The organism is Desulfobulbaceae bacterium, from assembly GCA_013792005.1.
Lineage (GTDB): Bacteria > Desulfobacterota > Desulfobulbia > Desulfobulbales > VMSU01 > VMSU01.
This window is the reverse complement of sequence record VMSU01000200.1, coordinates 1-17,919: the sequence shown is the minus strand read 5'-3', so window position 1 is coordinate 17,919 and position 17,919 is coordinate 1. Positions and strand designations below refer to the sequence as shown.

Here is a 17,919-nt window from a genome sequence, read left to right as displayed (position 1 = left end):
CTGGATCACGACCCTGGTTCCAGGGACTAAACCCATCTCCCTAATCCGCCGCCCCAGTTCTCCGGCAACCTTAACCGAAACAATTATTCCGGCCTGATCTTTATTCATCTTACGCAACATGATGCGAGCCATGACGACACCTGATTATTTATGAAAACTTTATTAAAAAAATACGTGACTACATTAAGGTTAACGGTAATCAGTTATCGGTTTACGGTTAAAAGAATCATGATGAACTCGCAAAAAATCACGGGATGGCTCAATGTCGGTGTGTCCTCAGCCATTGGCAGGACCCAATCACCCTCAACTGTCAACCGTAAACCTTCCAAGTAACAAAAATGCATGATATCCCCCGGAGTGGTCGATCAGATCTTGACGAAACGCCATAAATCCAACACCTGCCCGGGGGACAAAATATCGAGGGCTAGGATACCCAGCGCCTGCTCGTTGAGCAATTCTTTTATTAGGGATCGTTTCTTTTTTTAGCGCGAGAAAATACTATCGGGCACTATTAACGGTAAAACAGAGGAGACAGGAGCAACCTCAAGACTATGCAGAGGACAACCCCTGTGGGTATAACGGAATTAACGCAAAGAATCGGCAAAATAGGCTTTACAAAACTCCTTCACTAACTGCTGACGAGTAGCCAAATCCCATTGAAAATAGAATGGACTCATCATTAAGATACTGATTGCCTGACGAATACTTTGACGGGATTGTCTGGCCATAATCGCCCCTCTTAAGGTAGTTAGTATAAAAATCTCTCAATGAGGAAAACATATATGCTATCACTTCACTTCAATTGATCCTGCTTTATTGCAACATCCATTCCCCACAAGTAATCATCAAATAACATGACGTAGTTATTCAACAAAATTGCCATAACTGCTTTTCTCAATAAAATTTCCTGCTCTCTTATTCCGGAACAACGGAAGGAACTCTGGAAATCCAGATTCACAGCTATATTTTCCGAACTGAACAAGATACACTTTCATCTCGCCATACCGTCAACATCTCTTCCGATCAGGCCAAGAAGCCAGCAACACAATCAGGCTCGGCGGAACGATCACCTCACCCGTTTTCCCTTTACAAAGCGACTCAAATCGAATAAATAAATTGCCTTTGCTGATACAGATCAAGGATGAATCATCTCTGTATTCATCGCATTGGCAACCATGATTTAGATGTTTGAAATGAACAGCGTGGCACAGACAAGATACCACACTGTCGTCGAATAGGTTACTGCACCATGACATCATTACTGACGTTTCCCAAAGGTGGTGTTCATCCGCCAGCGGCTAAGGGACTGACCTCCCATCTCGCCATCGAGACCATGCCGGTTCCGGACGAGCTGGAGATCATCCTGGGCCAACACATCGGCGCCCCCTGCACCCCCACTGTTAATGCCAAAGACGAAGTCAAGGAAGGAGATGTCATCGGTGAGGTCACCAAGGGCCTTGGTGTGCCGCTCCATGCCCCCATTGCCGGCACAATCAAAGGCATGGGACAGTCTGCCCACCCCATGCGGGTGACAGCCCCGTCGATTATCCTGCAGACCAACAAGGAAATTTCCGCTCCACGATACACACCAAAAGACTGGCACTCCCAGACCAAGGACGAGCTACTGAAGCGCATCCACGGCGCTGGCATCATCGGCATTGGCGGCGCCGGCTTCCCTGCCCACGTCAAGCTCAACCCCCCCAAGGATAATCCTGTTGACACCTTGATCTTAAACGGCGCTGAGTGCGAACCATACATCACCGCCGACCACAGACAGATGCTGGAACAAAGCCACGAGATCGTCGAAGGGGCCAAGATCATCTTAAAGACCCTCGGCATCACCAACTGTCATATTGGCATTGAAGACAACAAACCTGATGCCATCGCCGCCATGACTGCTGCTGCCGGCTCCACCCCTGATGCCCGGATCACGGTCACCCCTCTTCAGGTCAAATATCCCCAGGGGTCGGAAAAACAACTTATCCAGTCGATCACCGGCCGAAAAGTTCCGGCAGGCGCACTGCCTTCCGCCGTCGGCGTGGTTGTCCATAATGTCAGCACCACCAAGGCCATCTACGATGCCGTGGCGCTGGGCAAACCTCTGTACGAAAAGGTGCTGACCATTTCCGGACAGGCCATCAACCGACCGGCAAACCTGCGAGTCAAGGTAGGCACCAAGGTCAAGGACATTGTGGAATACCTCGGTGGCGTCAAGCCGTCGCTTGCCAAAATCGTCATGGGTGGCCCAATGATGGGATTCGCCGTCTCCACCCTTGACCTGCCGGTGACCAAGACCACTTCCTCGGTGCTGTTTCTCACCGAAGAAGAGATTGATACCCGGCCCCACTCCCAGTGCATCCGTTGCGGTTGGTGCCTTGAGGCCTGCCCGATGGGAATTGAGGCCAAAGAGATCGCCATCCATGTTGAAGCGGGACGACCTCAGGATACGGCACAATTCGGAGTTTTTGACTGTTTTGAATGCGGGTGCTGCTCGTATGTCTGCCCGGCAAAACGCCCCTTGGTGCAATTCATCCGTCTGGCCAAGATGAAGGCAAAACGTTGAGAACAAGGTCTTCAATTATCTAAGTAGTACGCTATTATTTCAACGAAGGAGAACGGCCATTAACGAGCACGCAACAGAGACAGAGATTCCCGCTTCAACACAGCGATTGTTGAAAGTATCGGTCTCCCCCCATGTGCGGAGCCGGGAGTCGGTGGAACGAATCATGTGGACCGTGGTGGCCTGCCTGGTGCCGCCGCTCATCTTGTCGGTCTTTATCTTCGGGATCCAAACCCTGATCATCACCGCCGTCAGCGTAATCAGCTGCGTCACGGTGGAAGCCCTCAGCCAGAAGGCCCTGGGTCGACGGATAACCATCCATGACGGCAGCGCTGTCATCACCGGCATACTGATCGCTTTTGTCATTCCGCCAGGAGTTTCATACCTGATGCCGGTCCTTGGCGCAGTGATGGCCATCTATATTGGCAAGCATCTACTTGGCGGCATCGGCTTCAACATCTTCAATCCGGCGCTCCTGGCCCGAGCCTTCCTGCTGGCGACCTTTCCGGTGGCCATGACCTCAGCGTGGCTGCCGCCCCTGAAAGATATGGCAATCTTCTCCTACCTCGCCACCCCCATAGATGCGGTAGTCACAGCTACCCCACTCGCAGTTCTTAAGACGCAAGGCCTTGCCGCCTTCACTGAACACTTCGGCGCCATACCCAATCTCTACACCACCTTTTTCCTTGGGTGGCGTCCGGGCTGCATCGGTGAGACATCAGGCCTTCTCATCGTCCTTGGCGGCCTCTATCTCCTCTACCGAGGCTATATCACCTGGCATATCCCGGTATCGGTCCTGACCACCATCGCCTTAGGCACCTGGTGTTTCGGGGGAGAAACTCTATTCTCCGGAGACCCTTTGCTGGCCATCCTCTCCGGCGGAGCGCTGCTGGGGGCTTTTTTCATGGCCAATGACTATGTCACCTGCCCCGTCAACAGAACCGCCCAGCTTGTCTATGGCGTGGGCATCGGACTCTTTACTGTCCTCATCCGTTTGAAAGGCGGCTATCCCGAGGGAATTTGCTACGCCATCCTGCTGATGAACCCGGTAAGTTCCGTCCTTGACAGCTGGTTCAAACCCAAACGGTTCGCTCCGCCACTGGGAGGGGGTCAATGAAAGACATTTTCACCATCATTCTGCGGTTGACAATATCCTGCCTGCTGGCCGGCGTCGTCATGGGCATCACCTTCATTTTCACCCACAATGCAAAAAAGCACAACGCCCACCAGCGGGAACAGAAAGTCTCACAAAGCCTGCTCGGTTACTCGGCCAACAATCCACCGCCAGCGACCATGGCCATGCACGAAATCTACCGTTATATTGTCGCCACCAATGCCACCCAGAACATGGGATATCTCCTGCAAGGCTCAAGCGACCAAGAGGGGTTTATCTTCATTGTTATTGATCTTGACGGTAAGTTTGTGAGCCAGACTCAAGTTACCCTGGCCACCGACAAAGCAGCCGAAGAGGATGCACGCACCCAGGCTATTGCCACAGCCCTTGGCCCAGGCACCGGCCTGCGCTTCGCCGACCAGACCATCGTCGTCACCAATGACGGCAAACGAACAGCCTACCTGCTGCCAGGAAAATTCCCCGGCTTCAAAACCTTTATCGGGGTCATGCTGGCCCTTGACCAGAACTTTACCATTATTGGCCTGGAAGTTTTGGAGCACGAGGAAGACCCAGGATTAGGCGCTGAAATTGTTCAAAAATATTTCAAAGACCAGTTCAAGGGCAAGACTATCGACACAGTTAAAACCCTTAAAGTGACCAAGACCCCGTTACCCGAAGACTATCGAATAGCATTGGACGCTGATGGCCAAATGGGCGTTGACGAGTTGGCCGCTATTAAAGCCAAGTACCAGGATAAGGACATTTACACCCTGACCGGCGCCACCATCTCCAGTAACTCGGTCACCAGCGGGGTCAAAGGAATGATCCAGAAATTCGCGTACCGCCTGGATATACTTGACCGGGTACTGAATGAGCAGCATATCGTTGTCCCCTTTTGATGCCCCTCAGCATCCGATCCTTTTCTGACGGAGAATTAACCTGTGGCAACCGAAAAAACTAATCTGCAATTGGTGATCAATGGGATACTGAACGAAAACCCGATCTTCCGCCTGGTCCTGTCCATGTGTCCTGCGGTCGGTATCAGCACTACGGTAATGAACGGGTTCATGCTGGGCATCGCCGTGCTCTTTGTTCAGGTATTCTCCAGCTGTACCATCGCGCTGTTCAAGAACAAAATTCATCCACGGACTCGCATCCCGACCTACCCCCTGACCACTCCCACCTGGGTTACAGTCATTGACATGGTGCTTGCGGCTTACCTCCCCGAGGCCTATGCCCAAATGGGGATCTTCATCAAACTGATCGTGGCCTTCGCCATCATTACCATGCGCCTTGAGATGTTTGCCTGCAAAGAGAGTGTTAACGCCTCATTCTGGGACGGCATGGGCATGGGTTTAGGTTTCATGGTAGGGATGATGGCCCTTGGCTTTGTCCGTGAACTCCTAGGGCTTGGCACAATCCTCGGCCATGATGTCTTAGGATTTAAGCCCCTGTTATTCTTTGTCCTTCCCTTTGCCGGGTTCTTCTGCGTCGGCCTGATGATGGCCTTTTTCAATTACATTGAACTGGTTTACAAACGAGCAAAACAGGCCTAAGTTATGAACATACGAGCTTCTTTTCAGCACCTCATTCTTGCTGGCATACTCTTTCTGCTGGCGCCGATTATCTGCCAGGCAGAAGGACTTATCATTGACAAAAGTTTCGGGGGAGAGAGCGAGATTATCGTCACCTTTGCCTCCCCTGTAGACAAGTCATTTATTGAGGACACGAGTAACTACCGCGTCTACGAAGAAAAGGATCCCGATATCCGTCTGGAACTGACATCTGTCCTCCTGGACACAGACAACAAGACCGCCACCCTGACTTTCAAACAGCCTTTAAACACCACTCTGCCGCATATTATTACGCTTAGTAGCCCCACACAGCCAGGCATTGGTGAAACATTCCGCCTGGCTAAACCATATTTAGGATATCTGCTCTCCATCCTGATCAGCTCCCTCTTAATCAACAACTTCGTATTCACCAAATATCTTGGCCTCTGCGTCTTTTTCGGCACTTCAAAACGCAAAGACACCGCCAAAGGGATGGGCATCACCTTCACCATCGTCATCGTGGTTAGCGCCGTAATGAGCTGGTTCTTCTACCAGTACATTATGAAACCCTACGATCTGAACTTCCTGCAGATCGTCATCTTCATCGGTTTGGTCTCCCTCACCGTTCAGGCGGTGGACACGGTCCTTCGCAAGGTAAATCCGGCCCTGTTCAACGCCTTTGGCGTCTATCTGGTCCTCGTTATCGCCAACTGCGTCATCATTGCCGTGCCACTGATTCTGGCAGACAACGAATACAATTTTTTTGAGTCCCTGATGCTCTCGCTGGGAGCAGGTGGCGGATTTCTCCTGGCCCTGTATCTGATGAGTTCGGTGCGGGAGCGGATGGAACTCGCTAATATCCCGCCGACCTTCAAAGGCGTGCCCATCGCCTTCATCGTGGCCGGGCAATTTGCCTTGGCCTTCCTCGGCTTCTCCGGGCTCTCTCTCTTTTAGTCTCTAGGTGTGGAAATGGATCCTGTATTAATCAAGCTCGCCCTAGGCGGTATCGCTCTTCTCGGTTGCATCGGCCTATTTTTCGGGATCGGCCTGGCGCTTGCCGCCCATAAATTTGCCGTTGAAATCAACCCCCTGGTTCATGAGGTGTTAGAATCCCTGGCCGGCGCTCAATGCGGCGGCTGCGGCTATCCAGGCTGCGAAGGATACGCCATTGCCGTGGTCAATGACCCTGAAGTGCCACCCAATCTCTGCTATCCGGGTAAAGAAAAAGTCGCCGAACGGGTCGCCACCCTCACCGGCAAGAAAATCACGGCCATTGATGACGTAATTGCTGTGGTCCATTGTTCCCGCAAGGAAGGACGAGTCAGCCACAAGCATGAGTACATCGGTTTCGCCTCTTGCACGGCCGCAAGCTTAAGCTTCGGCGGACCGTCAGCATGCAATTACTCGTGCATCGGCCTGGGCGAGTGTGCTGCAAGTTGCCCCTTTGACGCCATCACCATGGTTGAGAGTTTCCCCTTAGTCAATCCCGACAAGTGTGTCGGTTGCGGTACCTGCGTCAGATCCTGCCCCAAAAAGATTATTGAATTGATGACACTCAAAGCCAGGGTCTATATGCCCTGCAGCACTAAGGATTTGGGCAAGGATGTCCGTAAGGTGTGCGAGGTCGGCTGCATCTCCTGCCAGATGTGCGTTAAAAAATGCCCGGCAGAGGCAATTTCCTACCAGAACAGCCTGATCAAAATCGATCACCCCAAATGCATCGCCTATGGCCCTGAGTGTCAGGAAATCTGTGTAGAAAAATGTCCACGCAAGATCATGCGCAGATATGATGGCCGAAAAGTCATCGCCCGTCAGGCCGAAGGTTTGCGGATGGCATCATAAATAAATCGCCCGCGATAGACTTTCGCTGTTAAGACTGATGGCGTCAGCATTGCCTGGTCAAAAACGTACAGAAATCTCCTCCCTACCACACAGATGGAAAGGAGACTCTTTCAGAAAAATATGTAACTCAAATGCTACCCATGAGGAATATCATGAAGAAGCTGACAAAAGACTCTCTCTCCTGTGACCGCACCCGTCGGTCCTTTATCAAACTGTGCGGCCTGCTCGGCGCTGGCGCTGCTGCCGTGGCTGTGCTGCCCTCAGAACGAGCCGAGGCCCTGCTCTTTGGCAAGCGTGAGTATAAAGTCTCCGACACCAGGCTGATGATGGGCTCTTTTCTGTCGATTACCGCCATTCACAGCTCACGGGATCAAGCTGAACACGCCATCGGTCTGGCATTCGACGAGATTAAACGCTTAAGCGCGATCTTCAGCCGCCATGACGTCGGAACCCCGGTGGCCCAGCTCAATACCACCGGAAAACTAGTCAACGCCCCCGCTGAATTATTGGATGTGGTCACCCGTTCACTGCAATATCACCAGCTGACTAACGGCTCTTTCGATATCACCACTCAGCCGGTTGTCGATCTGTTCAAACAGAGATTTGCCGCAGGACTCACCCCAAGTGATACGGAAATCACCGACCTCGTATCCCGAGTCGGCTCCAAGCATCTCCGGATGGATAATGGTTCAATTACCCTGGACAGAGAGGGCATGGGCATTACTTTGGACGGCATCGCTCCCGGATATATCTGCGACCGCGTATCCACTTTGCTCAGCCAACTCGGGGTTACCAATCACCTCATTAATGCCAGCGGCGACATTCGCACATCCGGGACATCGCTTAAGGGGAAGCCGTGGACAGTCGCAATCCAGGACCCAAACCATCAAAAGGCCTACCCAGGAGTGATAACCATGAGTAACGGGGCCATCTCCACTTCCGGCAACTACGAAATTTACTACGACCAAGAAAAGATGTTCCATCACATCATTACCCCTACTACCGGTCGTTCACCGATACTGACCACCAGCGTCACAACCACCGCCGCCACCCTTATGGATGCCGATGCCCTGGCTACCGGACTCATGGTCCTGGCTCCTGAAGAGAGTGTCCACCTACTCGGCAACCAACCCCAGTTTCAATGCTTCATCATCGGCCGAGATAACAAGACGACTCACTCCCCTGGCTGGGCAACCTCGCTCGCCTAAGTGCGAGCAATCACGATTTTGATCCCTCACCAGGCCATGGCAGAGCATTTCCCATGGCCTTTTTAGCTTATGCCCGTCTTTCAACTCTCCGACACCCTCTACTTTCCCCCTCCGGAACTGGCGCGAGAAGACGGGCTGCTCGCCATTGGCGGCGACCTCTCGCCACAGCGACTCCTTCTTGCCTATCAGATGGGCATCTTCCCCTGGTACGCTGAAGGTGACCCCATCCTCTGGTGGGCGCCGACTCCACGTCTGATTCTTATCCCCCAGCAGTTCCATCGTTCCCGTAGTCTCAACCGGCAGATGAACAAGGGAATTTTCGAATTTTCGATGGATTTCGCCTTCGATGAAGTAATCTATTCTTGCGCCAAGGCACGTTCAGATCAGCGCCAAGGCACGTGGATAAACAAAGACATGATCGAAGCATATTGCCAGCTCCACCAACTGGGCTATGCACACTCGGTGGAATGCTGGCGTGACGGGGCTCTTGCCGGAGGCCTCTATGGGATTTCGCTTGGGGGCATGTTTTTTGGCGAATCGATGTTCAGCAAAACTCCCAACAGCTCCAAGGCCGCCTTGGCGATTCTGTGCCACCACCTGGCAGCCTGGGGATTTGATTGCATTGACTGCCAGATGAGAACTGAACACCTCATCTCTATTGGCGCTAAGGAGATTGGCGGACGAGAGTTTTTCACTCTGCTCCAAAAATCAATTCTCCGACCTGACCACCACGGAAAATGGCAGATTAAACGTAACGGCTCAGGTTAACGGTGATCAATTGCCGGTTTACTGGACTTGGATAATACACTCACAGCTATCATGACGGTCTACGTTGCGGATAGCTGTGAGCGATCAGCCATTTGCAGAAACCCCAAACGCTAACTGACAACCGTCAACCTATAACCAGAGCCGTTACTGTTTTCCTTGACAGCTCCTACTGATTACGCTAATTAGACGCAAATACGTTTTCATACTTAAGCACGTGTGCAGTGATCCGTTTATTGCCGTCGGTTCCCAGTATGATGCTTTGGCATCTTTCTGCCCCCTGTACTTCCCCGAAGGCAGGCACCGCCTCTCTCAATACCATCCTGTTCATCGTGCCAGGGCTTTATCACTCCCAGCCCAGGCCATGATGCCAAACTGAATAACGTAACGCCATCAGGCACGTGGACGGTCACTTTGACCGGGCAGCGTGCCTTTCATCGTTTCATCAAACTGTAAGGAGAATACCATGTGTCGTCTTGCCATGAAGACCGCCATCACACCGTTCTCCCCCTATTCTGTGATTTCGGCCATGGAGGCTATGCAGGAAGGGTATGACGGCAGCGGTCTTGGTCTCTTACTCCGGGGGGTGAATTTTGCCGACTATAAGTACCAAGCCGGTGATCCCATCCTCTCCGGCATCGCCCATACTGATTCGTCACTGCAACGGCTGAATGCCTTTATGGAGGCTAACGGCTACGCCCTCAAATACGATCACGAGTTCGATGTCAATCCAGCCCTGGTCGAAGCCAAGGATCGCTATAAATATTTTCTTCGCGTCTACCGTCTGCCTGATACCTTTAAAGATTTCAGCCAGACCCAGATCGACGAACAACTGATGCTGACCCGCCTGGCGCTCCGCGCCGACGGAGAGCAGCACGGCGGTGACCTGACAGCCTTCTCCTTCTGGCCTGATGTGGCCATGATCAAGGAGGTCGGCTGGCCACTGGAAGTTGGGCAGGCCTTGGGCCTGAATGACAACCGGATTACCTCCCGGATCTGCATGGCCCAGGGCCGACAGAACACCAACTACGGCATTAACCTCTACGCCTGTCACCCCTTCTTTATCCAAGGCATAGCCACCATGACCAACGGCGAGAACACCGCTTTTGTCCCGATTCGGGAATACCTCTCCGGCATGCACTATCCGGGATACATGGGCTACCAGAGCGACTCAGAGGTCTTTGCCCATATCCTGCACTTCGTCGTCAATCAACTTAAGTTGCCGCTACAGGCATACAAACATGTTATCACCCCATTAAAAACCGACGAACTTCTGCATCACCCCCAGGGGGCCTTCCTTAAAGGGCTGCGCGACGCATGCCGCCGATTAATTATCGATGGCCCCAACTGCGTCATGGGGACCTTGCCGGATGAGACCACGATCATGGTGATGGACACCAAGAAGATGCGACCAGCAACCATCGGCGGAAAACCCGGCGAATGGGCTCTGGCTTCGGAGATCTGCGGCGTTGACGCCATGATCCCTGATCGCGACAAATCACTCGACTTTCAACCAATGCGGGAAAATACCGTCATTGTGCCACCCGACCGACAGGAGTACACGATATGGTCTCAATTCGATCAATTTCCTCAACACCAAGCAGCCTAACCTATCACGATCTGCCCTGGATCGTCGAGCACAGCGAGGACCGCTGCACCCTGTGCGGCCGGTGCACCTCCGTCTGCCCAACCGAGGCCATTTATCTGGCATATCGCCGGCAACGGATGCCTAAACTCGATCTGCTGCAAAAGAAACGGGGCAGCGATTACCGGACCTTCGTCGGCATCCGTCAGCGGACCGACCTCGATCACCGTTGTATCGGCTGCGGCATGTGTTCCATGGTTTGTCCTAACGAGGCCATCGGTCCTCAGGTCAACGCCAATGACGAACGCGCCCATTTTCACAGCTACCAGAAGGGCGATGCCGGGAAACGCGGCGGCCGTCGCAACGACCGCACCAGCCTCCTTGATCAGATCTCCTTCAACCGGATCTCCATGCTCACCGATCCGGCCTTGGACGCAGGACGCCACGAATTCCACATGAATACCTTGCTGGGCCGGATTCTGCCGCCAGCAGAGTATATCCGCCGCCAAGCAGCGGGCGAGTGGATTCCACCGGTTCGTGAAATCTTCCCCTTCATCATCGGCTCAATGTCCTTTGGCGCCCTGTCACCCAACATGTGGCTGGGCCTCCTACAGGGTGTAGCCTACTGTAACGAGGTACTCGGCATCCCTGTAGTGATGTGTACCGGTGAGGGCGGTTGCCCCCCTTGGGTACTGAAAAGTCCATTCCTCAAATACATCATCCTCCAGATCGCCTCCGGTTATTTCGGCTGGGACGAGATTATCCGCGCCATCCCCGAGATGCAGTGCGAACCGGCAGCCATTGAGATCAAATACGGTCAAGGCGCCAAACCAGGCGATGGCGGTCTGCTGATGTGGTTCAAGGTATCGAAGCTTATCGCTCGCCTGCGCGGCGTGCCTGAAGGTGTCGACCTGCCGTCACCGCCGGTACATCAGACCCTCTACTCCATCGAAGAGAGCGTAATGAAGATGATCCAGACCATGTCCATGGCCTGGGACTTCAAAGTGCCAGTCTATCCCAAGATCTCCGGCTCTACTTCGGCAAAATCGGTATTGAACAATCTGGTCCGCAACCCTTACGCCTCAGCCCTCTTAATCGATGGCATTGATGGCGGCACCGGCGCGGCCTACGACATCAGCATGAACGCTACCGGTCACCCCATCGCCTCCAATGTTCGGGAGTGTTATCTCGACCTGGTGGCCCAGGGCAAGCAGAACGAGATCCCGATCTTCGCTGCCGGTGGTGTCGGTAAAAATGGCAACCCGGTCCAAAACGGCATGGCCCTGATCATGCTCGGCGCCTCTGGCGTCCACATGGGGAAATACATCATGCAGGCCGCAGCCGGTTGTCTGGGCAGCGAAAAAAATCGCTGCAATGTCTGCAACTTGGGCATTTGCCCCAAAGGAATCACCAGCCAGAGTCCCAAGCTCTACCGCAGACTCGACCCAGATCAGGTTGCCCAACGGGTTGTTGACGTCTTCATGGGCCTCCGGATCGAAATGAAGAAGTGCATGGCCCCCCTTGGACGCTCCCAAAGCCTGCCCATTGGCATGTCAGACGCCTTAGGCATTGGCAACAAGGACGCGGCTGATCTTCTGAAAATCAAATATACCTGCTAAGGAGTACATAGGTGAAAGGCGAGAACACAAGAGCCATCACAGTCAAAGGAATCGATGCCAACGGCCAGCGGATCAGCTCCAAGAACTTTGAGGAACTGGTCCAGGCGGCATTTAAAGAGTCCACCAACCTGGTCCTTGAGTCCTACGGCCAGCATAACGTCGGTGGGCGTCTGATCGGCGCCACTAATCCAATTACCATCACCATCACCGGTCCAGTTGGCCAGCGTCTGGGTTGCATGGGCCGTCCTGGAACGACAATCACCTGCCATGGTCCTGCCTCAGACGATGTCGGCTATCTCAACATCGGCGCTGATGTCATAGTCTTAGGGCATGCAACCAACGGCGTGTGTAATGCCATGGCCGAAGGACGGGTGATGATCCGCGGCTCCATCGGCTCCCGGGCATTAACCATGACCAAGTGGAACCCAGACTACCAGCGCCCTCAACTCTGGGTGCTGGGATCGGTCGGCGACACCTTTGCCGAGTTCAACTGCGGTGGCATCGGCATTGTCTGCGGCATTGAACCAAAATCGACTAATGTCCTGGGTTATCGACCCTGCGTCGGCATGGTTGGCGGCTGGATCTATGTCCGCGGAGAGCACGACGGCTCCTTTTCCAAGACCAACGTCAAGGAGATCACACCCGATGATCAGCAATGGCAGTGGCTGATGGACCGGATGCCGGAATACCTTACCTCCATTGGACGCGAGGATCTGCTGGCAACACTCTCAGTGCGCGACGAGTGGAAGATACTGATCGCCATCACCCCGCAGGAACGAGCCTTGATGTTCAGCGGTCCCATGCCGATGCACGAGTTCCGCACCAAGGTCTGGGACAAGGCCTTTGGCGGAGATCCTCTGCGTGATCTTGCCCCTGGACTTGACCGTTCCCCCATCGGCGTCATTGAAACCGGTGACCTGCGGCGCAAGATGCCGTACTGGGCCAATCGCGAATATGCAGCGCCATGCTCTTTTTACTGCCCGGTTCACATTCCTACCGTCGACCGTCTTCGCCTCCTCCGCGATGGCAAGGGCCAAGAGGCATACGACCTGATCCTGTCCTACACCCCCTTCCCTGCCTCGGTCTGCGGTGCAATCTGCCCCAACCTCTGCATGGAAAACTGCTCGCGTCAGGTTGTTGATAATCCCATTGACGTTGCCCTGCTCGGTCGATCAGTCCTGTCATCTCAACCCCTGCCATGCAAACCAGCCAACGGTAAAAAAGTCGCCATCATTGGCGGTGGCCCGGCCGGCATTAATGCGGCGTATCAGTTAGCCCGCTCCGGTGTCGAAGCCCATATCTTTGAAAAGGATCACCAACTCGGCGGCAAACTGGCCCAGGTTATCCCCTGGGAACGGCTGCCCATGGCCACCTGGCAGGCCGAGATCGACCGCTTCATGAAGATGGATCATGTCAATGTCCATTTTAACGTTGATATGACCGCGGACAAGTTCACTGAGCTGCAAAAAGATTACGATTACGTGGTAATTGCAGTCGGTACCCATGAACCGCGCAAGATCCCATTTCCTGGTCATGAACGAGTTATCCCTGCCCTAGACTTCCTTAAGGCCGGAAAGAGCGACACCCCCATGCCAGTTGGCAAACAGGTAGTAATCATCGGCGCTGGCAACGTTGGTTGTGATGTGGCTTGCGAAGCTTACCGCTTAGGCGCTCAGCAGGTTACCTTGGTCGATATCCAAAAACCTCTGGCCTTCGGCAAGGAGCGTAAAGCCGCTGAGGACCTGGGCGCGATTTTCAAGTGGTCCGTAATGACCAAGGAAGTTACGAATGAGGGTTTGGTCGATAATCAAGGCAACTTGATTCCGGCCCAGACCGTCATCATCTCAATCGGTGACATTCCCAAAGTCAGTTTCCTGCCGGATACCATCGAGTGCCTGAAAGTCGGTGGAGCTGCCTGGGTCAAGGCCGACAAGACCGGACGCACCTCGGATGACAAAGTCTTCGCCGTCGGTGACGTTGAACGACCAGGTCTGGCCACCAACGCCTTGGGCGCAGGGAAAAACGCGGCTGACGCCATTATCGCCGACATTGAAGGCCGTGAGTACCAACCGTTCACCAAGAACGTCATTCCGCTCGCTAAACTGATCTCAGCCCATTATATCCCGGACACCATGCCAGGTAAGACCGCAGAAGCACAGGCCGACAAATGCATGAGCTGCGGGTCTTGCCGAGACTGTCACCTCTGTGAAACCATGTGTCCAACTGGGGCCATCACCCGCCGGGAATTGCCAGAGATTGACTCTTACGAGTACCTCTCAGACAACAACAAGTGCATCGCCTGTGGATTCTGCGCTGACACTTGCCCCTGCGGCATCTGGCAGATGCGCACGTTCTAAGCTTCTCCGACATACCAAGCCAAAAAAAGGCGCTCTGTTTCCAGAGCGCCTTTTTTTTTGCAGACAATACGCTATAAAATAACCTCTACTTGGCAAAGGTGTTAATATTAAAAGCAAAAAGCCGATAGAGACATCGCCTCTACCGGCTTTTTAATGAATGTATGCACTCAAAACTCTTATGCTTTTTTCATCCGCTTACGAGTTGTCCCGGCAAGACCAACTAAACCAGTGCCGAGTAAGAGCATAGTGGCAGGCTCAGGGACAGGAGCCACGTCGGTGGTATTAATAATGGCATCAATTGTACCATTATTACCAAAATCAAAACGAATTGACGCTACATAAGGAGTGTAATCAATAGATACATATTCGATTCCACCGTTGTAGAAGGCATCGGTGTAAAAAAAACTGTTGGGATTTTGGGCGCCAGAGAAATAAAAACCAAAGACATTGCCGAAGGCCTTAGGAGTAACAGTTCCGACGTAGCCAGGGGCCCAAATATCAACTGCCGCAACTTCCCAAGCTGACAGACTGGAATTAAAATGAAAGAAAGTGCTTGCATTCCGGTATCCTATACCCGGGATTGTGCCATCAATCACTTTGAAATGCTCCGTTGTAGGGTTAATGACCTTATTCTGATCGAGATCAGAATAAAGGCCAAAACTGCCAACCACATCTCGGTTTAAATATGAAACTCCCAACAATGCCGCCAAGCTGGCGCCAGCAGTGCCAAACATATTAGTGTTTGAATCTATAGTGCCATTTATCCCTGTTGTAGCATCAGTAACCGTCCAGTAATCCGCGCTTGTCGGAATGGCCATTGCCCCCCCTGCACTCAATACGACACCAGAAAGCGCCAAGAATACTCCTGTCATCAAAGTCTTTTTCATCTTTTTGATACTCCATGTATTAATGTGATCATCAATCTTGGCATTTTCAATTTATCTCGTTTTTCAGACATACTGTCAAACTCATACTTCCTTTTGAGTCACACCCAAGTTCAGTATTCAGTGACGATTATTTAAATAAGCAAATGAGATGCCAATACGATTCCTGATTCCAGAACCAACAGCTATAACTCAATTAACATTTCAATATTGATACATAAAATAAAAATTCACAAACACCATGTTTACCAATATTGCTCGACATTCACGATTTTCACGCCATCCTGTTTCCGCAATAACGAACTCACATGACCAACATAGCGAAAACCCAAACAAACCTTATCCACATACTCGGACTTAAGTAAAGTTTCTGAACTTGCCGCTCCCAAAAAGCACATACATCACAAAACAAGCACCACAAAAACCATATAAGAAAAACTCTCGCCCAAAATACGAGCATGATCCTATCGGAACAGCCACTAGAATACCATTGCGGAATTTAGGCGTGACCAGGGGGTAAAAAAGGAAGAATGAAAGTAACTATCCACCTTCTGACCCAGAAAGGTGCCGAAGCCCAGAACCGTAACTGTTCAGCAGTGCCGCAGATGCTAGGCATCGGCCGGCGATGTGTGCTTTTCGCACATGAGCAGGCCGATAACAACGCAGATGTGGCGCTGCTGAACAGTTACGAATGAAATTGATCAAACGCACGTCTTTAACAACACAAATCAAAAGAACAAGACAAAAGAAATTCTCTCAAGGGCAGAACAGATGATGCCATGCTCACTTATCTGTGAAGCGAATGAGCCGCAACCGAATAACACCCTCATGCGCTAGAATCCGAGCCTGGGCCTCATCGTTAATCGGACCTTCGAGATCAATGATGTTATAACCAACCTGGCCGTTACTTTCGTTTAAGTAGCTGACAATATTGATCCCATAGGCACCAATAGTAGACGAGGCGAAACCGATCATCCCTGGCATATCACGATTGATCATAATCAGTCGGGTGTGAACATTGCCGGCTGGAATATTCTCCGCGGTAGGGAAATTGACGCTGTGGGTGATATGGCCGTACTCAAGATAGGATTTGAGTTCCCGAACTGCCATGCAGGCGCACTGCTCCTCCGACTCCTCGGTGCTGGCGCCAAGATGGGGGGAGGTCAAAACATTGGGATGACAGAGGAGGGCCGAAGAGGGGAAATCCGTGACGTAACTGGAGAGCTGACCTGAGGCCAGAGCATCAAGCACCGCAAGTTCGTCAACAATCGACGCCCGCGCGTAATTAACCAAAATTGCACCTTGAGGCAACTGCGCCAACAGCTCACGATTGACCATTCCTTGAGTCTTGCTGTTCAACGGCGCATGAACGGTCAAGATATCCGCGTTTCGCAACACGCCCGCCAAAGAACGACTCAGCTCAACATCAGGTGAGAGTTGATGGATATTTTCCAGGGCTGGGGACGGATCAAAGCCAATGACCCGCATCTGGCGGAGAGCGCCGCCATTGGCAACCCGTACCCCAATCTTCCCCAAGCCAATCACACCAAGGGTCTTACCTGCCAGCTCAAACCCCTTAAAGACCGACTTCTCTTGCTCAATCCTCTGAACCAAGGTCTCTCCAGGAAGACCGGCCAAGGCATGACAAAACTGCAGACATTTATGAATATTCCGAGCCTGCATCCCAAGCATGACAAAAACCAGCTCGACCACGGCATTGGCATTGGCCCCTGGGGTATTAAAAACACATATCCCATGGGCTGTTGCCTTATCGACCGTAATGTTGTTGACTCCGGCTCCGGCTCGGGCCACCGCCAGCAACGAGGGATAATTCTCAGTATTGACGCCGGAACTCCGAACAATAATCCCTTGCGGGTCCAGTTCATCGTCCTGCACTCGATACCAGGGATCAAAGAGATCCAACCCCTCTTGTGCTATCTTGTCAATGATCTTAATACGATAGTGTTCCATACGTTGCTCTTTGACCAGAAGGGTAGTGATGATCAAAAACTATTTCCACACAGGCCCCCCAGAGAAACAAACGAGTCCCGCGCTAAGCACAAAGGATCGGTGTTAAAAAACAAATTTCCCCAGAGGTCAAGCTATAATGCTGATTTCCGTATCATTCGCATCAACACTGCATAAACGGTAGCCAGACTCACAGGGTAAGTCAATCACTTTCCAAAAGTGTACAAGGGATTTACAGGCACACAGAAAGAAGTGGTCTCAGAAAATTGAGCATACCTTTAGGTGGGAAATCTACTACCAATACCGCCCATTGATGAGCAAAAAGTAAAGATCGACCGCACCACGATTTTTCGATCAAATGGCAGAACGATTTAATCGACGCGGTTCGACGCGGTTAGTCGCAAGCATTTCAGCTAGCTGATGAAGCTTAGGGACTCGGAAATTACCAATTTACCTGGATCGCG

The 17,919-nt window shown here is 52.3% G+C and carries 14 protein-coding genes; 11 read left to right on the top strand and 3 right to left on the bottom strand.

The annotated features are described in order from the left end of the window. Positions 1-132, bottom strand: a 132-nt coding sequence (locus FP815_13020) for an iron transporter FeoA (protein ID MBA3015846.1), incomplete at its 3' end; no start/stop codon positions are given. Positions 133-1,249: 1,117 nt separating this feature from the next. Between FP815_13020 and rsxC the strand changes: the two genes are divergently transcribed. The 11 genes from rsxC (at position 1,250) to FP815_12965 (ending at position 14,603) form a co-directional block, all read left to right on the top strand. Continuing rightward, positions 1,250-2,563: an electron transport complex subunit RsxC gene (gene rsxC, locus FP815_13015; protein ID MBA3015845.1), complete on the top strand. Its 1,314-nt coding sequence runs from the start codon at positions 1,250-1,252 to the stop codon at positions 2,561-2,563. A gap of 85 nt (positions 2,564-2,648) precedes the next feature. After that, complete coding sequence (locus FP815_13010; GenBank protein MBA3015844.1) at positions 2,649-3,677, top strand: RnfABCDGE type electron transport complex subunit D; 1,029 nt, start codon at positions 2,649-2,651, stop codon at positions 3,675-3,677. Then, positions 3,674-4,573 (top strand): FMN-binding protein, encoded by a 900-nt coding sequence (locus FP815_13005; GenBank protein MBA3015843.1) that lies wholly within the window; start codon positions 3,674-3,676, stop codon positions 4,571-4,573. The genes FP815_13010 and FP815_13005 overlap by 4 nt, the downstream gene beginning before the upstream one ends. 42 nt (positions 4,574-4,615) lie before the next feature. Continuing rightward, positions 4,616-5,230 carry an electron transport complex subunit RsxE gene (rsxE, locus tag FP815_13000; GenBank protein ID MBA3015842.1) on the top strand — a complete coding sequence of 205 codons (615 nt, stop codon included), beginning with the start codon at positions 4,616-4,618 and terminating at the stop codon, positions 5,228-5,230. 3 nt (positions 5,231-5,233) lie between these two features. Further along, positions 5,234-6,181, top strand: coding sequence for an NADH-quinone reductase (locus FP815_12995; protein MBA3015841.1), 948 nt, complete (start codon positions 5,234-5,236; stop codon positions 6,179-6,181). A gap of 15 nt (positions 6,182-6,196) precedes the next feature. Next, positions 6,197-7,069 (top strand): Fe-S cluster domain-containing protein, encoded by an 873-nt coding sequence (locus FP815_12990; protein MBA3015840.1) that lies wholly within the window; start codon positions 6,197-6,199, stop codon positions 7,067-7,069. Positions 7,070-7,200: 131 nt separating this feature from the next. Further along, a complete protein-coding gene (locus FP815_12985; protein MBA3015839.1) occupies positions 7,201-8,277 on the top strand; it encodes an FAD:protein FMN transferase in 1,077 nt (358 codons plus the stop codon). 69 nt (positions 8,278-8,346) lie between these two features. After that, the gene (locus tag FP815_12980) at positions 8,347-9,045 is read left to right on the top strand and encodes a leucyl/phenylalanyl-tRNA--protein transferase (protein ID MBA3015838.1); all 699 of its coding nucleotides are present in this window, start codon (positions 8,347-8,349) and stop codon (positions 9,043-9,045) included. A gap of 463 nt (positions 9,046-9,508) precedes the next feature. Further along, positions 9,509-10,651, top strand: a complete 1,143-nt coding sequence (locus FP815_12975) for a glutamate synthase (GenBank protein MBA3015837.1) — start codon at positions 9,509-9,511, stop codon at positions 10,649-10,651. Then, positions 10,609-12,246: a 4Fe-4S dicluster domain-containing protein gene (locus FP815_12970; protein MBA3015836.1), complete on the top strand. Its 1,638-nt coding sequence runs from the start codon at positions 10,609-10,611 to the stop codon at positions 12,244-12,246. The genes FP815_12975 and FP815_12970 overlap by 43 nt, the downstream gene beginning before the upstream one ends. A gap of 11 nt (positions 12,247-12,257) precedes the next feature. Next, positions 12,258-14,603, top strand: a complete 2,346-nt coding sequence (locus FP815_12965) for a 4Fe-4S dicluster domain-containing protein (GenBank protein MBA3015835.1) — start codon at positions 12,258-12,260, stop codon at positions 14,601-14,603. A 176-nt stretch (positions 14,604-14,779) separates the two neighbouring features. Here FP815_12965 and FP815_12960 read toward each other — a convergent pair whose 3' ends face one another. Together FP815_12960 and FP815_12955 are read right to left on the bottom strand one after the other, a co-directional pair. Beyond that, complete coding sequence (locus FP815_12960) at positions 14,780-15,337, bottom strand: PEP-CTERM sorting domain-containing protein (protein ID MBA3015834.1); 558 nt, start codon at positions 15,335-15,337, stop codon at positions 14,780-14,782. Between the two features lie 933 nt (positions 15,338-16,270). Next, complete coding sequence (locus tag FP815_12955) at positions 16,271-17,458, bottom strand: 3-phosphoglycerate dehydrogenase (GenBank protein MBA3015833.1); 1,188 nt, start codon at positions 17,456-17,458, stop codon at positions 16,271-16,273. Positions 17,459-17,919: the final 461 nt, after the last annotated feature.